The 21,282-nt window shown below is 40.1% G+C and carries 18 protein-coding genes; 9 read left to right on the forward strand and 9 right to left on the reverse strand.

Annotated features, from left to right (window positions below; translation table 11 throughout):
- Positions 1–151: 151 nt before the first annotated feature.
- Both aroC and rfaD read right to left on the reverse strand, forming a co-directional pair.
- Positions 152–1,237, reverse strand: coding sequence for a chorismate synthase (aroC, locus tag M23134_RS11900; RefSeq protein ID WP_002696299.1), 1,086 nt, complete (start codon positions 1,235–1,237; stop codon positions 152–154).
- A gap of 85 nt (positions 1,238–1,322) precedes the next feature.
- Complete coding sequence (rfaD, locus tag M23134_RS11905) at positions 1,323–2,288, reverse strand: ADP-glyceromanno-heptose 6-epimerase (RefSeq protein ID WP_002696300.1); 966 nt, start codon at positions 2,286–2,288, stop codon at positions 1,323–1,325.
- Between the two features lie 548 nt (positions 2,289–2,836).
- Between rfaD and trpS the strand changes: the two genes are divergently transcribed.
- Together trpS and M23134_RS11915 are read left to right on the forward strand one after the other, a co-directional pair.
- Positions 2,837–3,826, forward strand: coding sequence for a tryptophan--tRNA ligase (trpS, locus tag M23134_RS11910; RefSeq protein ID WP_002696302.1), 990 nt, complete (start codon positions 2,837–2,839; stop codon positions 3,824–3,826).
- A 388-nt stretch (positions 3,827–4,214) separates the two neighbouring features.
- Positions 4,215–4,607: a DUF4476 domain-containing protein gene (locus M23134_RS11915; RefSeq protein ID WP_002696303.1), complete on the forward strand. Its 393-nt coding sequence runs from the start codon at positions 4,215–4,217 to the stop codon at positions 4,605–4,607.
- Positions 4,608–4,768: 161 nt separating this feature from the next.
- Here the strand turns inward: M23134_RS11915 and M23134_RS11920 are convergent, their stop codons facing one another.
- Positions 4,769–5,011, reverse strand: a complete 243-nt coding sequence (locus tag M23134_RS11920; RefSeq protein WP_002696312.1) for a hypothetical protein — start codon at positions 5,009–5,011, stop codon at positions 4,769–4,771.
- A 568-nt stretch (positions 5,012–5,579) separates the two neighbouring features.
- Here M23134_RS11920 and M23134_RS11925 point away from each other — a divergent pair.
- The 4 genes from M23134_RS11925 (at position 5,580) to M23134_RS11940 (ending at position 12,380) form a co-directional block, all read left to right on the forward strand.
- Complete coding sequence (locus M23134_RS11925; protein WP_045113444.1) at positions 5,580–8,504, forward strand: DEAD/DEAH box helicase; 2,925 nt, start codon at positions 5,580–5,582, stop codon at positions 8,502–8,504.
- 73 nt (positions 8,505–8,577) lie between these two features.
- Positions 8,578–9,735, forward strand: a complete 1,158-nt coding sequence (locus M23134_RS11930) for a pentapeptide repeat-containing protein (protein WP_002696316.1) — start codon at positions 8,578–8,580, stop codon at positions 9,733–9,735.
- 169 nt (positions 9,736–9,904) lie between these two features.
- Positions 9,905–11,329 (forward strand): WGR domain-containing protein, encoded by a 1,425-nt coding sequence (locus tag M23134_RS11935; RefSeq protein ID WP_002696318.1) that lies wholly within the window; start codon positions 9,905–9,907, stop codon positions 11,327–11,329.
- A 232-nt stretch (positions 11,330–11,561) separates the two neighbouring features.
- On the forward strand, positions 11,562–12,380 hold the full coding sequence (locus tag M23134_RS11940; protein ID WP_002696320.1) for a VanW family protein: 819 nt from the start codon (positions 11,562–11,564) through the stop codon (positions 12,378–12,380).
- A gap of 38 nt (positions 12,381–12,418) precedes the next feature.
- On the opposite strand, the gene M23134_RS11945 is transcribed toward M23134_RS11940, so the two are convergent.
- Positions 12,419–12,832: a hypothetical protein gene (locus M23134_RS11945; protein ID WP_002696321.1), complete on the reverse strand. Its 414-nt coding sequence runs from the start codon at positions 12,830–12,832 to the stop codon at positions 12,419–12,421.
- Between the two features lie 41 nt (positions 12,833–12,873).
- On the opposite strand from M23134_RS11945, the gene M23134_RS11950 reads away from it, so the two are divergent.
- Together M23134_RS11950 and M23134_RS11955 are read left to right on the forward strand one after the other, a co-directional pair.
- The gene (locus M23134_RS11950; protein ID WP_002696322.1) at positions 12,874–13,086 is read left to right on the forward strand and encodes a hypothetical protein; all 213 of its coding nucleotides are present in this window, start codon (positions 12,874–12,876) and stop codon (positions 13,084–13,086) included.
- Positions 13,087–13,154: 68 nt separating this feature from the next.
- Complete coding sequence (locus tag M23134_RS11955; protein WP_002696323.1) at positions 13,155–14,999, forward strand: glutamine--tRNA ligase/YqeY domain fusion protein; 1,845 nt, start codon at positions 13,155–13,157, stop codon at positions 14,997–14,999.
- Between the two features lie 115 nt (positions 15,000–15,114).
- Here the strand turns inward: M23134_RS11955 and M23134_RS11960 are convergent, their stop codons facing one another.
- The 4 genes from M23134_RS11960 to M23134_RS11975 all read right to left on the reverse strand — a co-directional run bounded on the left by M23134_RS11960 (position 15,115) and on the right by M23134_RS11975 (position 18,016).
- Positions 15,115–16,725 (reverse strand): polyamine aminopropyltransferase, encoded by a 1,611-nt coding sequence (locus tag M23134_RS11960; protein ID WP_002696324.1) that lies wholly within the window; start codon positions 16,723–16,725, stop codon positions 15,115–15,117.
- A complete protein-coding gene (locus M23134_RS40495) occupies positions 16,722–16,976 on the reverse strand; it encodes a DUF350 domain-containing protein (protein WP_045113445.1) in 255 nt (84 codons plus the stop codon). The genes M23134_RS11960 and M23134_RS40495 overlap by 4 nt, the downstream gene beginning before the upstream one ends.
- Before the next feature lie 42 nt (positions 16,977–17,018).
- On the reverse strand, positions 17,019–17,252 hold the full coding sequence (locus M23134_RS11970) for a hypothetical protein (protein ID WP_045113446.1): 234 nt from the start codon (positions 17,250–17,252) through the stop codon (positions 17,019–17,021).
- Positions 17,253–17,398: 146 nt separating this feature from the next.
- Positions 17,399–18,016 carry a hypothetical protein gene (locus M23134_RS11975; protein WP_002696328.1) on the reverse strand — a complete coding sequence of 206 codons (618 nt, stop codon included), beginning with the start codon at positions 18,014–18,016 and terminating at the stop codon, positions 17,399–17,401.
- Positions 18,017–18,750: 734 nt separating this feature from the next.
- Here M23134_RS11975 and M23134_RS40750 point away from each other — a divergent pair.
- Positions 18,751–20,712, forward strand: coding sequence for an adenylate/guanylate cyclase domain-containing protein (locus M23134_RS40750; protein ID WP_053337299.1), 1,962 nt, complete (start codon positions 18,751–18,753; stop codon positions 20,710–20,712).
- On the opposite strand, the gene M23134_RS11985 is transcribed toward M23134_RS40750, so the two are convergent.
- The gene (locus M23134_RS11985) at positions 20,709–21,281 is read right to left on the reverse strand and encodes a 5-formyltetrahydrofolate cyclo-ligase (RefSeq protein WP_002696331.1); all 573 of its coding nucleotides are present in this window, start codon (positions 21,279–21,281) and stop codon (positions 20,709–20,711) included. The genes M23134_RS40750 and M23134_RS11985 overlap by 4 nt on opposite strands.
- Position 21,282: the final 1 nt, after the last annotated feature.

Genomic DNA, 21,282 nt, shown 5'->3' on the forward strand with positions numbered 1-21,282 from the left:
ACAAGTGTTTTACAGCGGTTGTTTGATTAGAATATGTTCAAACTCTTTAAGTTCTGCACAAAACAGCCACTTTAAACCTATTGTTACATTATTTTGGTCTTTTTTTGTGAAAAATGTCTCTAATTTTAGCGAACGATTCTGTATTGGATGTTTAGGGTTTTATTTCAACAGTTTGTTGGTTTCTCAGGTAAAAATCAAGCAATACCAAAGCTGCCATCGCCTCTACAATCACCACTGCACGAGGCACCACACAAGGGTCGTGTCTACCTTTACCAGTGACAGTGACACTATCACCCTGAGTATTTAGGCTTTCCTGGTCTTGCATAAGTGTAGCTACAGGTTTAAAAGCCACCCTAAAATAAATATCTTCACCGTTGGAAATGCCTCCCTGAATACCCCCAGAGTAGTTAGATCGGGTGCGGGCTTCGCCAGATTCATCTTTATATATCAGGTCATTATGAGCCGATCCGAGCATTTCTACCCCATCAAACCCACTACCATACTCAAAACCCTTCACTGCATTTATGCTGAGCATTGCTTTGCCCAATTCAGCGTGTAGTTTGTCAAATACAGGCTCGCCTAACCCTGAAGGTGTGTTTTCTATTACTGCATTTACTACTCCACCTATAGTGTCTCCTTGTTTGCGCACCTCTTTTATGCATTCTATCATTTGGGTAGCAAGCGTTGGGTCAGGGCAGCGCACATCGTTTTGCTCTATTTGAGAAAAATCAAGGTGTTGATAAGGAGTGGTAAGTTTGATACTGCCCACTTGCGAGGTATAAGCGGTGATTTTGATTCCTTGTTGCCACAAAATTTGCTTGGCAATGGCACCTGCTGCCACACGCGCGGCTGTTTCACGGGCAGAGCTTCTGCCGCCTCCGCGATAATCACGAATACCATATTTTTGCTGATAAGTATAGTCAGCGTGAGAAGGGCGAAACTGATTGGCTATGTGCGAGTAATCCTTGCTTTTGGCGTCTTGGTTCCAAATAACCAAAGTAAGAGGGGTTCCAGTGGTTTTTCCTTCAAATATTCCTGAAATGACCTGCACTTGATCAGGTTCTTTGCGTTGCGTCACTATTTTAGACTGCCCTGGACGACGGCGGTTTAGTTCACGTTGAATAAACTCCATATCCAGTGCAAGGTTTGAAGGGCAACCATCAATGATTACACCAATAGCATCGCCGTGCGATTCGCCAAAGGTGGTAATTCTAAAAGCTTTTCCGTAAGTATTCATGTTTGACAATCAACAGATAAAGGTTGATAATTTTGGCAAAGTAATAGAAAATTGCTGAAAACTATCAACCTTCAATTGATTGATCTTAAAAGTATTTTTGCTCCATCAGGTAATTTTTTACGTAATCTTGCACACCTTCTTCAAGAGAATGGAAAGGTTTGTCATACCCAATATTGATCAACTTTTGCATATTAGCCTCAGTAAAGTACTGATATTTGTCTCTAATATCTTCGGGTGTATCAATAAACGAAATGTCTTCTTCTTTGCCCATTCCTTTAAAAGTATTGCGAACCAAGTCAAGAAAAGTACGTGCCTGACCAGTACCCAGGTTGTAAATACCAGAGTCTTTGCGGTGTTTCATCAAAAACATCATTACCTCCACCACGTCTTTTACATACACAAAGTCACGGCTTTGCTCTCCGTCTTTAAAATCGGCACGGTGCGAGCGAAAAAGCTTCATTTTATCAGTAGCTTTTATTTGATTAAAAGCATGCAAAATTACCGATGCCATACGCTTTTTGTGGTACTCGTTGGGACCGTACACATTAAAAAACTTAAGACCTGCCCAGAACCAAGGTTTTTTGTCTTGTTGCAGTGCCCAAAGGTCAAAGTCATTTTTTGAATCTCCGTAAGGATTCAAAGGTTTTAGCTTAGGTATAACCTCTTCGCTATCGTCGTAGCCGTGTTCGCCACCACCATAAGTAGCAGCAGAAGATGCATAAACTAGCGGGATGTGATATTTACAGCAGTATTGCCAAAGTTTTTTGGTATAGTTAAGATTTAGTTCGTTGAAGATATCAACATTAAACTCGGTCGTATCTGTGCGCGCACCAATGTGAAAAATGAATTCTACTTCTTCGTGGTGTTTGTCAAACCAGTCAAAGAACTTGTTGCGTTCAACGCGCTCTTTGATGGTCTTTCCTTCCAGGTTTTTATTCTTAGCTTCGTTGTCAAACTTGTCTACTGCGATTACCGCCTGATAGTTTTCGGAGTTTAGTTTACTAATTAAACAACTTCCTATAAAACCAGCGGCACCTGTAACTACAATCATATTACAATCGAATTAACTATTTATTTTATATTAATGAGGGACATTCAATCATCTCTTCTCACTTATTTTTATAGGCCTTTTTAGTGTTTTAAAAGTACCTATTTTAATACGATATAGTGAAAAATAAGAAGCAAATTTAAAGGTTATTTGTGAATAACCTGCGATAAACACTTTTTTAGCTACGAATTAATCCCATTTTTTGATATTAGCAGGCATAGTTTCTATTAATATTATAGAAATAGTGCTAAAAAAACTTAGCTTTATATAGCGGTAGGGTAGCGGATGGTGTACTATATACAAACAATCATCACTTGATTTACTGGCCACCCAATCAATTTAAGGTGTATCCATCAACATAAAAGACCATTTGTCTGTAGGTTTGTAAACTTATTCTAAGACGAAAAATTATGCATAAGTGCTACTTTTAATCCCAAATTGAAATACAACATCTTGATTAACAGTTAATTAAAGCCTTGAAACAAGACAAAGCCCCCTTTCTGGTAAAATTTCTTATATTTGTGACCTTCATTTAAAAATTAGTATAAAAAATGGCAAGGATACTCACTGGCATTCAAAGTTCAGGAAGACCACATTTGGGAAACATTCTAGGTGCAATTCAGCCTGGTATTGAACTATCAGAAGACCCAAAAAATGAATCTTTCTTTTTTATTGCAGACCTGCACTCGCTTACTACCATAAGAGACCCAAAAGTGCGTGAAGGAAATGTAAATGCAGTAGCTGCTGCTTGGTTGGCGCTTGGTTTCGATACTGACAAGAACACCTTTTACCGTCAATCGAGGGTACCTGAAGTAACCGAACTTGCCTGGTACTTGAGTTGTTTTATGCCGTTTTCACGGATGGAACTTGCCCACTCGTTCAAAGACAAGTCAGAAGCATTGGGAGGTGAAGGCGACGAAAATGTAAATTCAGGTTTATTTACTTACCCTATGCTAATGGCCGCCGATATATTGTTGTATGATGCCGATGTGGTACCAGTAGGCAAAGATCAAAAGCAACACCTGGAGTTTACCCGTTTTGTGGCAAAAAGAATAAATAATCACTATGGTGAAGAGATTTTTGTATTGCCAGAAGCGCGTATTGATGCTGATCTGATGACCATTCCAGGAACCGATGGACGAAAAATGAGCAAGTCTTATAACAACTATATAGACATGTTTTTGCCCAAGGGAAAGCTCAAAAAGCAGGTGATGGGTATAGAAACAGACAGCACCCCGCTAGAAGACCCCAAAGATCCTGACAAGTGCAACGTATTTGCACTGTATGGTTTGTTGGCCAATGATACCCAAGCGACCAAAATGCGTGAAAACTATACAGGCGGGAATTATGGTTATGGACATGCCAAAAAAGAATTGCTAGAGTTGATAATGACCAAATACGAAAAACAGCGCGAACTATTTGATCATTATATGAATAACCTGACCGACTTGCACAGTAAACTGGCAGAAGGTGAAACCAAAGCCCGTGACATAGCCACACCAGTGCTTAATCGGGCAAGAAAAGCGATGGGCTTTAGGTAGGTTTATCAAACTATTGGCTGTAAATACAAAGGCAAGATTTTTTATCATAAAAAATCTTGCCTTTTTTTGTAAATATAAATATTTGACTGTCAATGCTTTATGTTTTTGTTAATTCATAAAGTAATATTTTATGTATGAGATTGTCATTTTCTCTGATAGAAAGCATTGTACTATATGAAACTCCCAAGTTCCTACTAGCAACCAAACATCTTTCAACAACATTATTTCTGAAACTAAGTTTTGTATATCTTTCAATTTGCTATTGTAGATATTGATTTAACCCAAGAGTTATTTGTGTAAGTACAAATTGGCTTGGGTTTTTTTTGTTTTTTAGCGCAATTGCTCCAAAAACTTCGTATTATAGAATAATTAACTAAGCAATTGTCTTATGAAACATTTAATAAAAACTGGTTTTCTTGCCTTGGCACTGTTGGCCTGTATAGAAGCAGTAGGTTTAGGGCAACTTGTTCATGCCCAAAAATGCGCAAAACCACTAAGTGAGGCAACCTTTAATACCCATAAGCAACAATTACAGCAAGAGTCGTTTGAAGAAGAGCGAATGACTATGGCCACCTCATTTATAAAGCAAAAGCAATGCATAAAGGTGAGCCAGATTAAAACTGTGATCCAATTGTTTAATTTTGAAGACAACAAACTAGAGTTTGCCAAACTGGCGTACAACTATGTACACGACCCCGAAAATTATCGCGAGATTGTGTCGTTGTTTACCTACTCATCTACCCGCAAAACATTGGCGAGGTACATCAATAAGAGAAAATAACTAATTTATTTGACATAATAAAAGGGGCTGATTTATCATTCAGATTAAATCAGTCCCTTTGTGCTTGTTGTAAAGTGGAGTATATTTTTTTATAGCAATGGTTGTACCCTCTTGCTTTTCATCATTATAACTGGTGACTAATGATGATTGATGCTTATTTCTCAAATACTCGACAATACCACTTTGTTGTCTTGTACTGTAGTAATTACCCATCGGTGAAAGCACCCCTTGGCAAACGAATACTCAATCAATTCATCGCCATCTACCTCGTACTCTACATTTTTCTTGTGACTTCTATGTGCAATGGCCCAAGCTATCTCATACTCATTAAGCGAAGTAGCATCGGGTACATAATGTATTTGATTTTTGGCAGCCTTACCTTTTTTTAGTTGAACATTTCTCATAGCATATAGTGTTATTTGTGTTGGTTTACCGTAGTATATTTGGTGCAAGCATATCAAAACTTACATCCAGCAATCAGGTATTGGGTTGAACATTGCCTGAAAACTTCCACAAATCTTGGCTTTAAACAATGGTATTGAAGTGATTGTCAAGCTTTAAAAGTGGAATACTTTAAATTAAAGTAGTATATTTTGTATTATTATGAGAGGTGGTCAGCTTTATACTATATATCTACGGATCAAAAAAGAATATGTTTATATCTTATGCATGTAATTTCTTTGCTTGACTTGCGCCATATTTTTCTTTGATTTAAACCATTATTTTTTGCCAAATAAGGCGATTTATCGAATTGCAACCTTGTTTATTCGACAAATTCATTCGAATCATTTAACTTGATCAAATTTTATAAGAGGTAGATTTGATCTTCATGCCTTTGTTGCCTCAATTGCACAATAAATTAAAGTGAAAACCTCCTCTGCTGTATGCTGTCTAATTCTTTAAAATTTTGGTTTCTCCGACGTTTGCTTCAATAAATCGGGAGGTTTTCCATTGTATTATCATGAGTTTGTTATGAAAGTATCCACTACACAACCCTTTCAGTTAGTATATTCGTTGTTCGAGCACCAATACCTGGGATATTTGTTTGACTCTTATGTAGTGCAGCGAAACTCCAAAGGTGAGCTTACTTATCAGCATCAAAACATTTCATCGCAAAACGCCCGCGAGTTTGGGCGGGGGCTCAATGAGGTAGACTATGAACTGATAGAGCTGATTGATGCCATTCAACAAGAAACCATTGTTAAGAAGTTTTATAACAAGAAAATAAAAACCAATGATTTTTTTCTAAAGATATACGATCCCGAAAAAGGCGATAAAGCACTACAAGAGAGTATTGCCAACTATGTAAAAGTGCGTCGGGCAAAAATTTTATCATTGCTTGAAGACAAAATGGTGTTTGAAATGGGACGTGATGGAGAACCCACCTGGAAACAACTCGAAATAGCCTCCGAAGCCGCTACTGTGTTATTTCATTTTCGTAGAAACGAAGAAAATACCCATTATTTTCCTACGATCAAGTACCAAGGAGAAAAGCTTGATTTTCAATATAAAAATGCCATTGTGGTGTGTAATGAGCCTGCGTGGTTGTTGTTAGACAAAACGCTGCACTACTTTGCCAATGGCATAGATGGGAAAAAGATTCAGCCTTTTTTGAACAAAAAATTTATATTGATACCTCGCAAGGTAGAAGACACCTACTATCGCAAATTTGTAGCACCCCTGGTAGCATCATTTGACGTTTATGCCAAGGGATTTAAAATCGTTTCGCGCAGCTTCGAGGCACAACCTGTGCTTACTTTTTCTGAGTATTATACCGATGATGCTGCGGGTGATTTGTTTGGTAATAATGACAAGGATGCACCGCGTAACTATAAGGTATTGTTTGAGTTAAGTTTTCAGTACGATCGGTTTAGGTTCAAAGCTGATAAACAACCAGAAGTAAATGTAGAGGTAGAGCAAGAAGGTACTGATTATACTTTTTTTAGAATACGCCGCAAGACAAATTATGAAACTAACATTATAAAATTGCTCAAAGACCAAGAGTTGCCGCTCAAAAACGGCTATGTACTCTTGGGCAAAGAGGCGGCCTTTAGTTGGATCAATGAGCATACCCAATTGCTAGAAGAACACGGTTTTAGGGTAGAACAAAACACCCGTAACACCAAAAAATATTTTTTGGGCAAAGCAGAAATCAAGGTGGAGATCAAAGAGAACAAAGACTGGTTTGATATTTATGCTACGGTAAGGTTTGGTGAGTTCGCAATTCCATTTTTTGAACTGCGTCAGCTTATTTTGCAAAAGAAAACCGAGTTTGCTTTGCCCAATGGCGAAATTGCCATTATACCCGAAGCCTGGCTGGCACAATATGCCGAATTGCTTGCTTTTTCGGAAGCGCGTGATGCAGAGAATATCCAATTAAAAAAGCACCATTTGTCTTTGATTCAAGACCTCAAAAATGGAAAACATGCCAAGGTAACTCTGAACCGCAAACTGGCGCAGTTCCGCGACTTTGAGAAAATAGCCAAAGCCGAACCCCCGCAAAGTTTTAATGGTAGTTTGCGTCCCTATCAGCAAGCGGGCTATGACTGGCTCAATTTCTTGAACGAGTATCGTTTTGGTGGTTGCCTTGCCGATGATATGGGCTTAGGTAAAACCATTCAGGCGCTTGCCTTGCTCCAGGCTCAAAAAGAGCAAGGAATTACTCAGGCATCGTTGCTTATTATTCCTACTTCGTTGATTTACAATTGGCAGTTAGAAGCCCATAAGTTTGTGCCCAACCTCAAAATATTTGTATACACAGGTACCACCCGGAAAAAAAATGTAGCGCAGTTTCAGCATTACGACCTAGTGGTTACTTCGTATGGCATTACACGCATCGATATTGACATTTTGATGGACTACCAGTTCAACTATGTCATTCTGGACGAGTCACAGGCAATCAAAAACCCCTCCGCCGCAGTTACCAAAGCCGTGAAGCAATTGCGCTCAAAACATCGTTTAATTTTAACCGGAACCCCACTTGAAAATACCACACTGGATTTATGGTCACAAATTTCATTTATTAATCCTGGTTTATTAGGCTCACAGGCATTTTTTAAGAAAGAGTATTTGTTGCCCATTGAGAAGAAAAACGACATGGAGAAACTAGCCAAGCTCAAGAGCGTTATCAAACCTTTTATTTTACGTCGTTTGAAAAGCCAGGTGGCGACTGAGTTGCCCGAAAAAATAGAGAATGTACAGTATTGTGCCATGACCCACGAACAAGAAAAAGCCTACGAAAAAGTAAAGTCACAGTACCGTAACGAGATTCTTAAGCAAATAGAAAGCAGTGGAATGGCAAAAACCCAGTTTTTATTATTGCAGGGACTTACTAAGTTGCGTCAACTTGCCAACCACCCACGTATGATTGATCAAGGCTATGAGGAGAGTTCGGGTAAGATGGATGATATTTTATATAAGCTGGAGAGCATCATTGGCAATGGGCACAAAGTGTTGGTGTTTAGCCAGTTTGTAAAACATTTACAGTTGCTAAAAAATGCGTTTGAAGAAAGACAATGGCGATTTGCTTACTTAGATGGTTCTACCAAAAATCGCCAGCAACAAGTAGAGCAGTTTCAGACCAATGACGAAATCCAATTGTTTTTGATCTCGCTCAAAGCGGGTGGGGTAGGGCTCAACCTTACGGCTGCCGAGTATGTGTTTTTGTTGGATCCCTGGTGGAATCCTGCCATTGAAGCACAAGCGGTTGATCGTGCTCACCGCATAGGGCAAGAAAACACGGTGTTTACCTATAAATTTATTACCAAGGGTACCGTAGAAGAAAAGATTCTTGCTTTGCAAACCAACAAAAGGCGCTTAGCGCAAGACCTGATTACTACCGAAGAGAGCTTTATCAAGAGTTTGACTAAAGAAGATGTATTGAGTTTGCTGGATTAAGCAAGGGAGAGGATAAGTAGCCGAAAGTATTCGTAGTTGATTATTATTATGTTGATCATTCATATTTTATTTCATGAAAAAAGTACTTCAATATTTTCTTTTTTTTGCGGGGTGTTTGGGTTGGGTATTGCCTCTACCTGCGCAACAAATGTTTGATTATAGTAAGCGTGAATACACACGTGATTTTAAGTTAGATTTCTTGATCAGTCAAAATATACCAGACCAAGAAATTTTGTATAAAGACCGGTTGAGGGTATTGGATCAAACATTAAAAGCACAATCCACTATTTTTCTAGGAGACTTTGTAGCTGAAAGAGTTAAATTTGAAAAGACTGTCAATTTATCAAATGCTACTTTCAGCAAAAACGCTAATTTTTATGGGGCAAGATTTGATAGCCTGGTCAATTTTTCTAAAGCCAGTTTTCAAGACCTTGCCATATTTGAAGCGGTGTCGTTTCGAGATACGGTAGACTTTAGTAAAGCAGTATTTCAGAAGAAGCTATTGCTTTCTGATGCTTCTTTTGCAAAAGTGGTTAGCTTTAGTGGGGCTCAGTTGCCTCAGCATATATTGTTGGTAAACGTAAAGGTAAAAAACGGGGCTGTTCTTGACTTTCGGAAAGTAAAGCAAGCAAAGGTGTTATACAAAATCGATATAAGGAAGGCTGACGTTCAATCCATGATTTTTGATTATACTAAGTTTCAAATATATTTCGATTCAGAGTATGCATCGAGTGAGCTAGACGATTACACTTATATGAGGCAAGCTTACCAACAACTTATAAAACAACAAGAAAAATATGGTTTTGAGGCAGGCTACCATAAGGCATTGGCAGAATACAATGCGTGGAAAAGTGGCATACAGGGATACCTTGACGAAACAGGAGAGACCGAAGAAAAAAAATATAAAAGTTTTCTCGAATTTTTTGAGAGTAACAATTTTTGGGTAAACTTTTGGCCATTTATAATCTTACTCATTATTTATGTATGGGGCATAAAGTATCGTAAGGCGATCATGAGAGCTGGGCGAACCTCTGCTGCTTTGTCTACCCCGACTATATCAACTTCTCCTCCCTCACCTTCAAAAACAGTAGTGTTGGAAAATGAGATCGTGCAAAATGTAAAGCAGGGAACCCAACTCTGGCAAAGCTACCAACCTGATTTGACCGATCAGCAGACTAATTTTTGGACACAATATGAAAGTTTGGTCAGAAAAGCCAAAAACCAAAGGTGATGCGTGTTTTTAGTGTGCCCAAAAACTGTCATATTGCTCGAAACTTATTACCTTAACTACCGTATACAACCACTTTATATTTGCCAGCCAACTAAATTTATTAAAACATCTCAACTGTGGTTGGTAAGAATAAAATTTTACTCAAACCACCCAAATTAAAACCAACACCATGACCAAAACATACCTGGAGCTTTCAGAAGATACTGGAGCTGCCCACAAGTTTTATGAAGTAGTAATAGATGACACCGAACTTACTATTCGCTATGGGCGCATAGGCACTGACGGCACCAAGTCTACCAAAAGCTTTGCTACCAACGACGCAGCGGTAAAAGAAGCCAACAAAAAAATAAAAGCCAAAAAGAGCAAAGGATATGCTGAGGCGGTAATAGGGCAAAGAAAAAAACGGGCAATTTCGCGCCGTAGCATAGCTTCTACCAAATCTACCGCCAAAAAGTCACCTGTATTATGGAAGTTTGACTCAGGCTCGGCAGCCTTTGGTATTTACATAGATGACCGCTTTTGCTGGATGGGCAACGAAGATGGTGCGGTGTATAAACTCAACCATCAGGGCGAAGTGCTCAACCAATATAAATTGCCCGATGGGGTGAAATGTATCATTGCCGACAGCGACTGGATTTATGTGGGTTGTGACGATGGCAACGTATATGACCTCACTGGCAAGCTTCCACGCAAAGCGTATGAGATCAAAGAAGATGTAGATATCTATTGGCTAGACATCAACAGTGGGCTGCTGGGGGTGTCGGACAGTGCTGGACAGGTAACTGTGATTGATTACGATGACGAAGAGCAATGGAGCAAGAAAAGCACTGGTTCCAGTGGTTGGATGGTGCGTTGCGACGATGCTGGGCGTGTATACCACGGGCATAGCAGCGGTGTGAGTTGTTACGATGGACAAACGGGTAACAACCTGTGGAACCAAGGCACCAAGGGCAGCGTAATGTTTGGTTGGCGTACTCAAGATACTGTATTAACGGGCTCTAGTAGTGCTTGGCTGGAGTTGTTTGACAAGGAAGGAGCAAAACTTGCCGAAATGAAGGGCGAAGGGGCTTTTTATTCTTGTGCTGCGTCTGACAATAACGAATTTATCTTTGGTGGTGATAGTTCCTCGTCGGTGTATTGCTTTGACAAAGCTGGCAAACGTCTCTGGAAACTTGCCACCACTTGTGGTTCGGCTTACTCTATGCAATACCACAACGAAAAGCTCTATATTGTGACTACCCATGGGGTACTTACTTGTATAGACGCCAGCGCCGAGGCAATCAAAAAGGCAGAAGAGGGAGAGTTACCACAGGTAAAAGATATTAAGGCGCCCAAAAAACAAGTAGCCGTAGTAAATACTGATGTGCTCGAAGAGGCTGCCGATGATGCCCAGGGGGTATTGCTGAAGTGCATCAAAGAAGGGGGCAAACTAAGAGTAAGAGCTTTGTCGCCAGGGCATGAAGCCAACTGGAACGTGCAATTTCCGAAAAACCTGCGCAAAGAAGGCGCTACCTATTTGGTAGACGAAATCAGAGAATCGGGGCAGGGTGGTTTTTACCGTGTGTTTGGCAATATTTTTACTAAAAGCGAATAGGTGAAAGCTTTTGTCTATACCTGGCAGGTTTTTTTAAACATGTCAGGTATAAATAACTGTAAAACACCTGTTTTCTTAAAGCAAACTTGGTAGGGTTTGATTTATAATAAGTACCAAGACAGAATTAAATATACCTAATGAGTAGGTGTAATAGCCATATTATGAATGAGTTACCCTTACTTGTAGCTAATTACTTGCTGCTACTTATAACCTCTTAATCAGGTAAAAAAAAGTGACAAAATCGCGTAAACTGTTATCGCAAAGGCACCCTTGGTTGTACTTTATATCGGTGTGGGAAAAACGCCTGCGCAGGCAATTGAGTTGGCGCATAGACGGCAAAAGATATACCCAACAACTACAAGCCGAAAAGCTACCCTTTCGGGTAAAAAAGCATCAATCTAAATTATTGAAAAAGCTAGGTGAAACCGATATGCAACTGCAGTACAACAAGGTAGACAACCTTAAGATTGTAGTAAGTAAAATCAATGGGATGATTATTCATCCTGGCGAAACCTTTTCCTTTTGTAAAACAGTAGGTTTGCCCACTCGCAAAAAGGGATACAAAGAAGGAATGGAGCTGTCGTTTGGTAAACCTAGAGCTGGCGTAGGAGGGGGCATTTGCCAAAGTACCAACTTATTGCACTGGTTGGCGCTCCATTCTCCGCTCACCATTACCGAAAGGCACCACCATAGCATAGATCCTTTTCCCGACAATGGCAGGGTATTGCCTTGGGCAAGTGGGGCAGCAGTATTTTATAATTACATCGATTTTCAGCTCACCAACGACACCTCCTGGGCTTTTCAGATTAACCTTTGGCTGACTGATAAACTATTGGAAGGGGAGATAAGGGTAAACGAAGAACTGGACTTTGCTTACCATGTAAAAGAACGCAACCATCGGTTTATAAAAAAAGAAGGTGCCTATTTTAGAACCAATGAGATATGGCGTCATAAAATTGCCAAGTTTAGAAGCGGAGCGTTGCTAGAGGAAGAGCTCATGTACAAAAACTATGGTAAGGTGATGTATGTGCCCAAAACATACCAAGAGTAGGCTTGACCAATGGTAAGGGAACTATTTTTAAACACTCATTATTTTATAATCCCTTCAAGTTTTTTAGCTTTTTCATCTTCGTTCATTGACTTTAGTTTTTCTACAATATCTGCCAAACCTGAGTCTTTAGACATCCCCAACCGCTGCGCAACGGTTTTGCGAATCCAATTGCTTTGTGGGTTACTTTCTCTGTTGGCTTTGAGCTTTGCAAATCTGTGGCGAGTTCTTACCAACTCATCATATAAAATATTTTCCAATGTTTTCATAAATTCATCTTCTATTACTTTAACGGATTGTTGCCATTGAGTGACATTCATTTCGGCTTCAATCCGGTTTCTTCCTGCCAACTCACTTCGTTCCAGAAGATCACGAAAAAAATCAATTTTACTCTCGAACTCCATTTTTTCGTCTTCTCTCCTGTCAATGATACCCTGTAACTCCTCTTTTTCCATAAACTATTTGTTTTAAAGGTTGGACAAGATTACATAGTCTAATGAAAAGACAAAACACGATTTGGCACAAGCCTACACAACTTTCTTTGTTGGTTAAAGCAGGCATTGACACAATTCCTAAAAACTTTTCTATATTTGTAAATCACCTAAAGGTAAAGGCTTATAAGCATAAAGTCTTTACCTTTATTTATTATCAATACTTTGCTGTTTTTCAGTTGAATAGTGCTTGGCACCTAAGGACTTGCGACTTGTAGCTAATTGCTAGCAGCTGAATACTGTGGGTTATTATGTTTTATCAGAAAAAATTTAATCAAAGCGAAAAATGAGTACCGCAACCGAAGAAAAAGAACCGAAGGAATCGCTCAACTTTATCGAGATAAAGATTGAGGAAGACATTGCCAATAATAAGCACGGTGGCAAAGTCCAGACAAGATTTCCGCCCGAACCAAATGGTTTTTTGCACATTGGACACGCCAAGTCTATTGTGGTAAACTTTGGGATTGCACAAAAGTACCAGGGGGCTTGTAACCTGCGCTTTGACGACACCAACCCTCTTACCGAAGACACCAAGTATGTAGAGGCGATCAAAAAAGACATTGAGTGGTTGGGCTACAAGTGGAACGGCAGTGTGTGCTATACTTCCGACTATTTTGATCAATTATACGAATTTGCTATCAAGCTCATCAAAGCTGGTTTGGCGTATGTTGACGACTCAGATGCTGAAACCATTGCCAAAGAAAAAGGAACGCCTACCCAGCCTGGGGTAGAGAACGAATACCGCTCGCGCTCGATTGCCGAAAACCTGCAATTGTTTGAAGAAATGAGACAGGGCAACCACCCCAACGGCTCTAAGGTGTTGCGGGCAAAAATAGACATGGCTTCGCCCAATATGCATTTGCGTGACCCTTATTTGTACCGCATCATTACCGATAAACCCCACCACCGCACGGGCGACAAGTGGAAGATTTACCCTACCTATGACTTTGCCCATGGGCAGTCAGATGCTATAGAAGAGGTTACTCACTCGTTGTGTACGCTAGAGTTTGAGGTGCACCGTCCTTTGTATGAGTGGTTGATAGAAAAGTTGGGCATTTTCCCCTCTAAGCAAACTGAATTTGCCCGTTTGAACTTGTCGTATACAATGATGAGTAAGCGCAACTTGCGACAGCTAGTAAACGAGCAAGTGGTAGACGGTTGGGACGACCCTCGTATGCCTACCATCTCGGCTTTGCGTCGCCGTGGGTATACTTCATCCTCTATTCGCAACTTTGCCGAAAAAGTAGGGGTGGCACGCCGCGAAAACCTGATAGATGTGTCGTTGCTAGAGCACAGCATTCGCGAAGACCTCAACAAAACAGTGCCTAGAGTAATGGCAGTGCTTAAGCCGCTCAAGGTGGTGATAACGAACTACCCCGAAGACAAAACCGAAACTTTGGTGCTAGAAAACAGCCCCGAAGACGAGAGTTTGGGCAAACGTGAGGTGCCTTTTGGCAGAGAGCTATACATAGAGCAAGACGACTTTATGGAAGATGCACCTAAGAAGTTTTTCCGCTTGGCACCCGAGCGCGAAGTACGCCTTAAGGGGGCTTACATCATTAAGTGTGAAGAGGTGATCAAAGACGACACGGGCAAAGTGATAGAGCTGCGTTGTACTTATGATGAAAACTCGAAAAGTGGAGAAGACACCAGCGGTAAGAAAGTAAAAGGCGTGTTGCATTGGGTGTCGGCAAGCCACGCCATAGATGCCGAAGTACGCTTATACGACCGTTTGTTTAATGTAGAGCAGCCGGGCAGCCAAGCCAAAAAAGAAGGCAAAGAATTTACTGCATTTTTGAATCCCGATTCGTTAGAAATATTGCAAAACTGCAAGCTGGAGCCCAGCCTCAAAAGCTCGAAACCAGGCGACCAAATGCAATTTCAGCGTTTGGGTTATTTTTGTGTAGACACTCAGTTTACTACCAACGACAAGTTGGTGTTTAACCGTACCGTGTCGTTGAAAGATGGATGGGCAAAAAAGAACAAGCCCGCCCAAAATCAACCAAAACAAGGACAGCCCAACCCTAATAAGAAAAAGAAGAAGAAAAAAGAAAAGAACCGAGGTACGCAGTTTCCCGGAGCACAAAACCAAGCCCCTGGTAAGCCAAATGAACCAAAAACAGACAGTTAAGTTATTACTTACCGTATTGTAATAGAAAACTAAACCACCCTGTGCTTTGCTTTCAGTACAGGGTGGTTTAGTTTGGTACCATTCCTAAGCCATTACTTAACTTAGCCTTATTTCATTATCGGTTATAATTGCGCCAACCCTCTTCATAATACTGCACCAGTTTTTGGGTGTTCAGCGTGTTTACCTCGGTAGGTAGCCGGGTCATGTCTTTGTCAAAGTACATAAAGCTGTTGAGTACTGCGGGGGTCAGGTAACGCAGTTTACCCTTGAGGTGTGGGTGTTCATCAAACAATTGGCGGTTGAGGTAATTAGCCATTCCTTCTTTGCTAAACTGTTTGCCTTGGGGGGCAAGTGGATAAGACAAGGCAATGTTGAACCCCCACTGTCCAAACGAAGGAACATTGACTGTATAAGGCACCACGGCCGGAAATACTGATTGCAGGGTTTGGTTGACGCACCAAAAAGCTTTGCGGGCAAAAAACGGAGAGGTAGATTGGGTTACCATGGCGCCATCTTTGGCCAGGCGACGCTTGACCAGTGAATAAAACTCACGGGTATACAGTTTCCCTACGTTTATGTCGTTGGGGTCGGGCAAGTCTATGATAATGAGCGAATACAGTTGCTTGGCGTCTTTTTCTACAAACTTAAATGCATCTTGGTTAAAAACTTTCACCTTGGGGTTGTAAAAAGCACTTTGGTTCAGGCGCTTAAATACAGGGTGACTTTTACCTAGTTTAGTCATTTCGGGGTCAAGGTCTACCACGTGTATTTGTTGAATGTGGGGGTGTTTCAATATTTCACGGATAGCCAACCCGTCGCCTGCCCCCAAAAACAGCACCGATTCGGGTTTTTTGGCAAGAGCCAAAGGTATATGTACCAGCGGTTCGTGGTAGCGGTATTCATCTACGGACGAAAACTGCAGGTTGCCATCAATGTACAAGCGAGTGTCGTTTTTCCATTGGGTTACTACCAACCTTTGGTAACGCGACTGTTTGGTAAATACGATGTCGTCTTGGTAAAGAAACTGTTCAAAGTAGCCACTGATGGTAAACGCCGAAAAGAAACCGATGATATATAATGCCGTGATGAGCAAAGTAAAGGTGAGTTTTCGTTTAAAACGAACCAACTGCTTTTTGAACACCAACATATTGAATATACCCACGCTTAGGTTGAGCAAACCTATAAAAAACGAGGTACGGGTAAGCCCCAGATAAGGCAACAAGAATAAAGGAAATAAAATAGAGGCAATCAAAGCACCCAAATAGTCAAACGATAACACCTGGGCCAGGGTATCTTTGAGGTTAAAATAGCCTCGGATAATGCGGGTTAAAATAGGGATTTCGATGCCTACCAGCGTACCTATGCTGCCCAGCAACAAAAAAGCAATGAGGTAGTAGTTTTCGGTAATGGCATAGCTTACATAGAGCAAAGCCCCCGAAGCTCCACCAATGATACCCAGCCATACTTCTATCATAATGAAACGGTCTAGCAAGTGCTTGTCAGGAATAAACTTAGACAAGTAAGCTCCCAGACCCATAAATGATAAAAATAACCCGATGGTAAGTGAAAAATGAAGTACACTGCTCCCCAAAAAATAAGACGAGATGCTACTAATGAGCAACTCGTACAAAATACCACAGATGGCAATAATAAAAACCGATACTAAGAGTATCGGCACTGATGCTTTTTGAGTAAGACTTGTTTGAATATTTGAAGGTTTGTTCATGAACTTAATACCGCCGCAATAATAATACACACACCTAAAATTAACGCTCCGGCTAAAATAGCTTGTGCTACATTGCCATCCGCGATTTGTTTTGAAAGGTTGCCTGGGGTAATCAGGTCGATAAGCTTGAAGGCAAGAAAAGCTATAGCCATGCCTACGGCCACAAAAATAAGTGTTTCCAGAATGCCATCCTGAATGGATATGCGACTAGTTGCGTTAGACGCTTGCAAGAAAATGCTGAGTAAGTTCATATTTTGTAAGTTTAAAATAGTTTAGTTTTCTTATATAATCATTTATTTGCCTCCCCGGCGACTCCCCCCTCTGAAACTCCTTGAGCCATTTCTTAATCTGCCGCTTTTGCCATATACACCTCTGCTACCATAAACACGTTGTTCTTTTTGGTATGCTTGTATTACAGTAGCGTTTCTGAAAGATGCCACCCACCAACCTTGCGATGCTGCAGCGTATAGTGTGGCAAGTATGAGTAAAGTAATTGCTACAACAAGCATGCGGGTATATGGCTTCATAATTTATATTGATCGTAATGTTAAAATACTAAATTTACTGTTTTTTCAACAATTAACAAATACTACCTACCACAAAAAACCTGCTCATTTTATTCATAGCAACTAAATGTATAAACCACCCTATCTTGTTTTAATGTTCAGGAGTTTTATTCATTGTCCCCATACGCTATAATAATTGTGAGGAAAAACAGACCACTAAATATCCAAAATATATACTGGAAGTACTTTGCCACCAATGCTCTTCCTGCTTTTTTTACGGTAAAATAGATTGAAGTTGATTTACGTTCATATATTAAATGATCTTTGCGCCAAAAATCATTTTCGTTGTCGGTGATCCAATATACTTCTACTGAAATATCTTCAGTCTTGGGAGCTTTGAAATGAAATACTTCTATGTCATCACGTTCACTCCAGTAGCCATCAGAGTCGCGACCGCTTTCGTGCCAAAACTCAGCCTCTTTTTCATTGATCACCCCTTCTTCTTCATCCAAAATGCCAATGCCTATCACGGTCCAACTATTATTGGGCACCTTATTTTTAAACTCTAAGCGATATACCTGCCCTGTGTTTACCCTAAACTGAGGTGAAGTAAAAGAGGAGTCTTTGGTATAATTATCCAGCAGATGCTCATAAGTAGTGCCTATTTGTTTGCCAGGCGTGCCAAAGATCCACACTAAGAGACTGATTAAAGCGAGCCCACCGGTAAACCAAAGAAAAAATGCCAAGCCACTCATATTGGCAAAAGGGTCTTTGAATGTATTCATGTTTGCAGGTTTTTAGTAAGTAAAGTGATCCAGCCCTGGCTTTTATAGGTAAAGTACTGGTTAGTTGTATGATGATTTTATCTAAGGGAAACATATTTGAATATATCCTCGTCAAATAAGATAGTGCTCATCATTGTAATGAGCCCTGCTCCAGACACTACCAATCTTTTCCACAAAAAAAATATTATTTTACTTAAGTGATCTGGAAAAAATAAGATGTGCCAATTTAAGAAAATATATTGTTCTCAGACGATTCAAAAAAAATGGTGCATAGCCAAAGCTATGAGGCTTTTTTTTTGAGAAGAATGAGGGCAATAGATACACTTTAATGGCTCAAATTATTTATGAAAGATCACTAAATCTAAAAAATAGTAAGATTATCAGCGAATAATCTGCAAAATATTTGTTGAGTAGTTATTCACGGTGTTTTTGGCGAAAACCACTCGCCCAAAAAGGAGTAAGAAAATAAAGCGAAAAGTAAATTGTTAGCCTATTACGCGTTATGCGCACTAAAAAATTGCATTGCCGGACGTTTAAAGAAGCTTTTTTAACATAAAATTATATTCTTTATGGCACCTGAGGCAAAATAATTGCATAAGTTTTAACCCAAATCACAAAGCAAATTATCAGTAAAAAATTTCAGATCAGCCAAATGAATGACATCATTATGCTGGAATAAGGTGTGTTGATGCACAATTTTGAGAGACTAAAACCTTGTAATCAGTAACATTATTATGGATAATTTACGAATTTATTTGCTTTGCCTAATGATTTGTGGGCTATTGCCTCAAGTAAGCCTTGGGCAATCAAACGATGTAGTGGTGCTTAAAGCCACTGTTGCCCAAAATAAAAAAGACAAAGCCCAGGTAGATGCTTTGAACAAACTTGCCGTAATTGAAAGCGGTAGAAAACCAAGGCAAGCGTTTGATTATGCCCAAAAAGCAGAAAAAATCGCCAATGCTATCAACTACAAATGGGGCTATGCTGTGGCCAACCAAACAATGGGTGACTTACAGGTGAGAAATAACCGTTTCTTGCGGGCTGCCCGTTATCACGAAGAAGCCTTTAACACCATGGAGGCGTTGTTTAAAGCCCAAAAAATTTCCCAACAAAAACTCGTTCACTTTATTTCTAAAAGCTTATTGCCAACTTACCGGTTGTTGAAAAGTAAAAAATCTCCGGTTCGTCGCGAACGTCGGGCAATTAGGCGTTATCAAAAACTTTATGGACAGGCAGGCCCTTACCACTCTGAGCACGCAAAAATTGTGAAAGAAGAGCTACAGAGGAAAAAAGAAGAGCTTAGAAAAAAGGAAGAAGCCATCAGAGCCAAAGACAAAACCATTTCGGACAAAGACCGGGCTATTTCAACCAAAAACAGTGAACTGGAAGGCAAGGCATCCGCATTGAAAAGAACAAAGTATCAAAAGTATTTATTGTCGCAACAAAAACTTATTCTTTCGCTTGAAAAAGACTCTTTGTCGAGTCAGACTGATACATTGACACGTAATCTTAGGATCAAAGAAATGAAAGAGAAAGCCTTGATGGATAGTTTAATTTTGCAAGACTTAGAGAAGAAAGGGCTTGCTTTGAAGGCAGCCCAGCACAAAGTAGAGCAAGAAAAGTTGACCGCTGAAAACAAGCAAAAAAAGCTGATTATCAATTTTGCTATTGGTGGAGCTGTAGTAATAATTTTGTCTATGCTTTTTATTATCAGGAGTTATCTGGCACAAAAGAAAGCCAACAAACTGCTTGCTTTGCAAAAAGAAGCCCTGGCCGAACGCACCGATAAGATTATGAAGCAAAAAGAAGTTTTATCTAAAAAGAACGAAGAGATAACCAAGCAAAAAGACGAGCTTGCTACCATGAATGAAGAGGTACAACAACGCAACGAAGAAATAAACACCCAGATGGAATTGATTGAAACTCAGAACGAAACCATCAAACAGGAACAACAAATATCGGATGCTTTGTTGCTCAATATTTTGCCTGAACAGGTGGCAAACGAACTCAAAGAACATGGTAAAGCTAAAATACGTCACCACGAAATGGTATCGGTGTTGTTTACAGACTTTAAAGGGTTTACCAAGCTGGCTGAGACTATGCCGCCGCAAGAGTTGGTACAAGAACTCGAAAAATGCTTTACCTTGTTTGACGAAATCATGGAAAAGCATAACCTCGAAAAAATTAAAACTATAGGTGATGCCTACATGGCTGTAGGTGGTTTGCCTGTACCTAATACTACTAATTTTGTAGACATTGTGCTTGCCGGGCTTGAGATACAACGCTCGATGGACCAACTAAAGGCCGAAAAGGAAGCCAAAGGAGAGCCATTTTGGGAAACCCGTCTGGGTATCAATACCGGAAAACTGATTGCCGGAGTCATTGGTAAAAACAAGTTTGCTTACGATGTGTGGGGTGACACAGTAAATACTGCAAGCCGGATGGAATCAAGTGGAGAGATAGGGCGAGTAAACATTTCAGGGGTAACTTACGAGTTGGTCAAAGACTTTTTTGAGTGTGAGTACCGAGGAAAAATTATGGCAAAAAACAAAGGCGCAATAGATATGTATTTTGTCAATTCTATCAAGGCCGAATTGTCGATAAGTGGAGAAGGGATAGCGCCCAACGAAAGATTTAAAGCAATGCTGGAAGAAAAAAGTAAAGAAGTAGCTAGTAACCCCACTATGGCAGCCTAAAATATATAGGTCTCTGTAGGGGTGATACAGTGGCTCAAAGGAATATCATATTGATCAGTATCACTGATAAGTGCCACAGGGGAAAACAATGACACCCCTGTTTTTTTTGTTTTTGGAGTACAGCGTGCCAAAAAACGATCGTAAAACCCTCCTCCATACCCTACTCTATAGCCGTGTTGATCGAAACAAAGCAAAGGCACAATTACCCAATCTATAAGCGCATCTGCTACGGGGGTGCCTCCTTGTGGTTCTGTAATTCCCCAACTATTCTCTATCAAAACGGTGTCTGGTTTTAGCAAATAATTGAGCATTACCTTGCGCTTAAAATCAGTGACCGAAGTCACAACTTGAGTCTGAGGCATATTGTACCATATATGTTGAATCACTTGCCAGGTGTCTATTTCGTTGTTTTTGAGGATGGGTAAAAACACATGTAAATAAGCAGGCGGCTTGTCTTTAAGTAGCTCTATCAGCTTAAGTTGAATAGCAGTACTTTGTGTATTTACTTCTTGTGGAGCCAGTTTTTTCCGTTGGTTTAGGTAGTACTTTCTTAATTCGGTTTTTGTCATC

This window comes from Microscilla marina ATCC 23134, assembly GCF_000169175.1.
GTDB classification, from domain to species: Bacteria; Bacteroidota; Bacteroidia; order Cytophagales; family Microscillaceae; genus Microscilla; species Microscilla marina.

Bases quoted from the DNA above. Each gene is read 5' to 3' on its own strand.
- M23134_RS11960 (WP_002696324.1), bottom strand. From the start codon at position 16,725: ATGAACAAACCTTCAAATATTCAAACAAGTCTTACTCAAAAAGCATCA.
- M23134_RS11930 (WP_002696316.1), top strand. From the start codon at position 8,578: ATGAAAAAAGTACTTCAATATTTTCTTTTTTTTGCGGGGTGTTTGGGT.
- M23134_RS11920 (WP_002696312.1), bottom strand. From the start codon at position 5,011: ATGAGAAATGTTCAACTAAAAAAAGGTAAGGCTGCCAAAAATCAAATA.
- M23134_RS40750 (WP_053337299.1), top strand. From the start codon at position 18,751: ATGGATAATTTACGAATTTATTTGCTTTGCCTAATGATTTGTGGGCTA.
- M23134_RS11955 (WP_002696323.1), top strand. From the start codon at position 13,155: ATGAGTACCGCAACCGAAGAAAAAGAACCGAAGGAATCGCTCAACTTT.
- M23134_RS11985 (WP_002696331.1), bottom strand. From the start codon at position 21,281: ATGACAAAAACCGAATTAAGAAAGTACTACCTAAACCAACGGAAAAAA.
- M23134_RS11950 (WP_002696322.1), top strand. From the start codon at position 12,874: ATGAAAAGACAAAACACGATTTGGCACAAGCCTACACAACTTTCTTTG.
- rfaD (WP_002696300.1), bottom strand. From the start codon at position 2,288: ATGATTGTAGTTACAGGTGCCGCTGGTTTTATAGGAAGTTGTTTAATT.
- M23134_RS11945 (WP_002696321.1), bottom strand. From the start codon at position 12,832: ATGGAAAAAGAGGAGTTACAGGGTATCATTGACAGGAGAGAAGACGAA.
- M23134_RS11970 (WP_045113446.1), bottom strand. From the start codon at position 17,252: ATGAAGCCATATACCCGCATGCTTGTTGTAGCAATTACTTTACTCATA.
- M23134_RS11975 (WP_002696328.1), bottom strand. From the start codon at position 18,016: ATGAATACATTCAAAGACCCTTTTGCCAATATGAGTGGCTTGGCATTT.
- M23134_RS40495 (WP_045113445.1), bottom strand. From the start codon at position 16,976: ATGAACTTACTCAGCATTTTCTTGCAAGCGTCTAACGCAACTAGTCGC.
- M23134_RS11915 (WP_002696303.1), top strand. From the start codon at position 4,215: ATGAAACATTTAATAAAAACTGGTTTTCTTGCCTTGGCACTGTTGGCC.
- M23134_RS11925 (WP_045113444.1), top strand. From the start codon at position 5,580: ATGAAAGTATCCACTACACAACCCTTTCAGTTAGTATATTCGTTGTTC.
- trpS (WP_002696302.1), top strand. From the start codon at position 2,837: ATGGCAAGGATACTCACTGGCATTCAAAGTTCAGGAAGACCACATTTG.
- M23134_RS11935 (WP_002696318.1), top strand. From the start codon at position 9,905: ATGACCAAAACATACCTGGAGCTTTCAGAAGATACTGGAGCTGCCCAC.
- aroC (WP_002696299.1), bottom strand. From the start codon at position 1,237: ATGAATACTTACGGAAAAGCTTTTAGAATTACCACCTTTGGCGAATCG.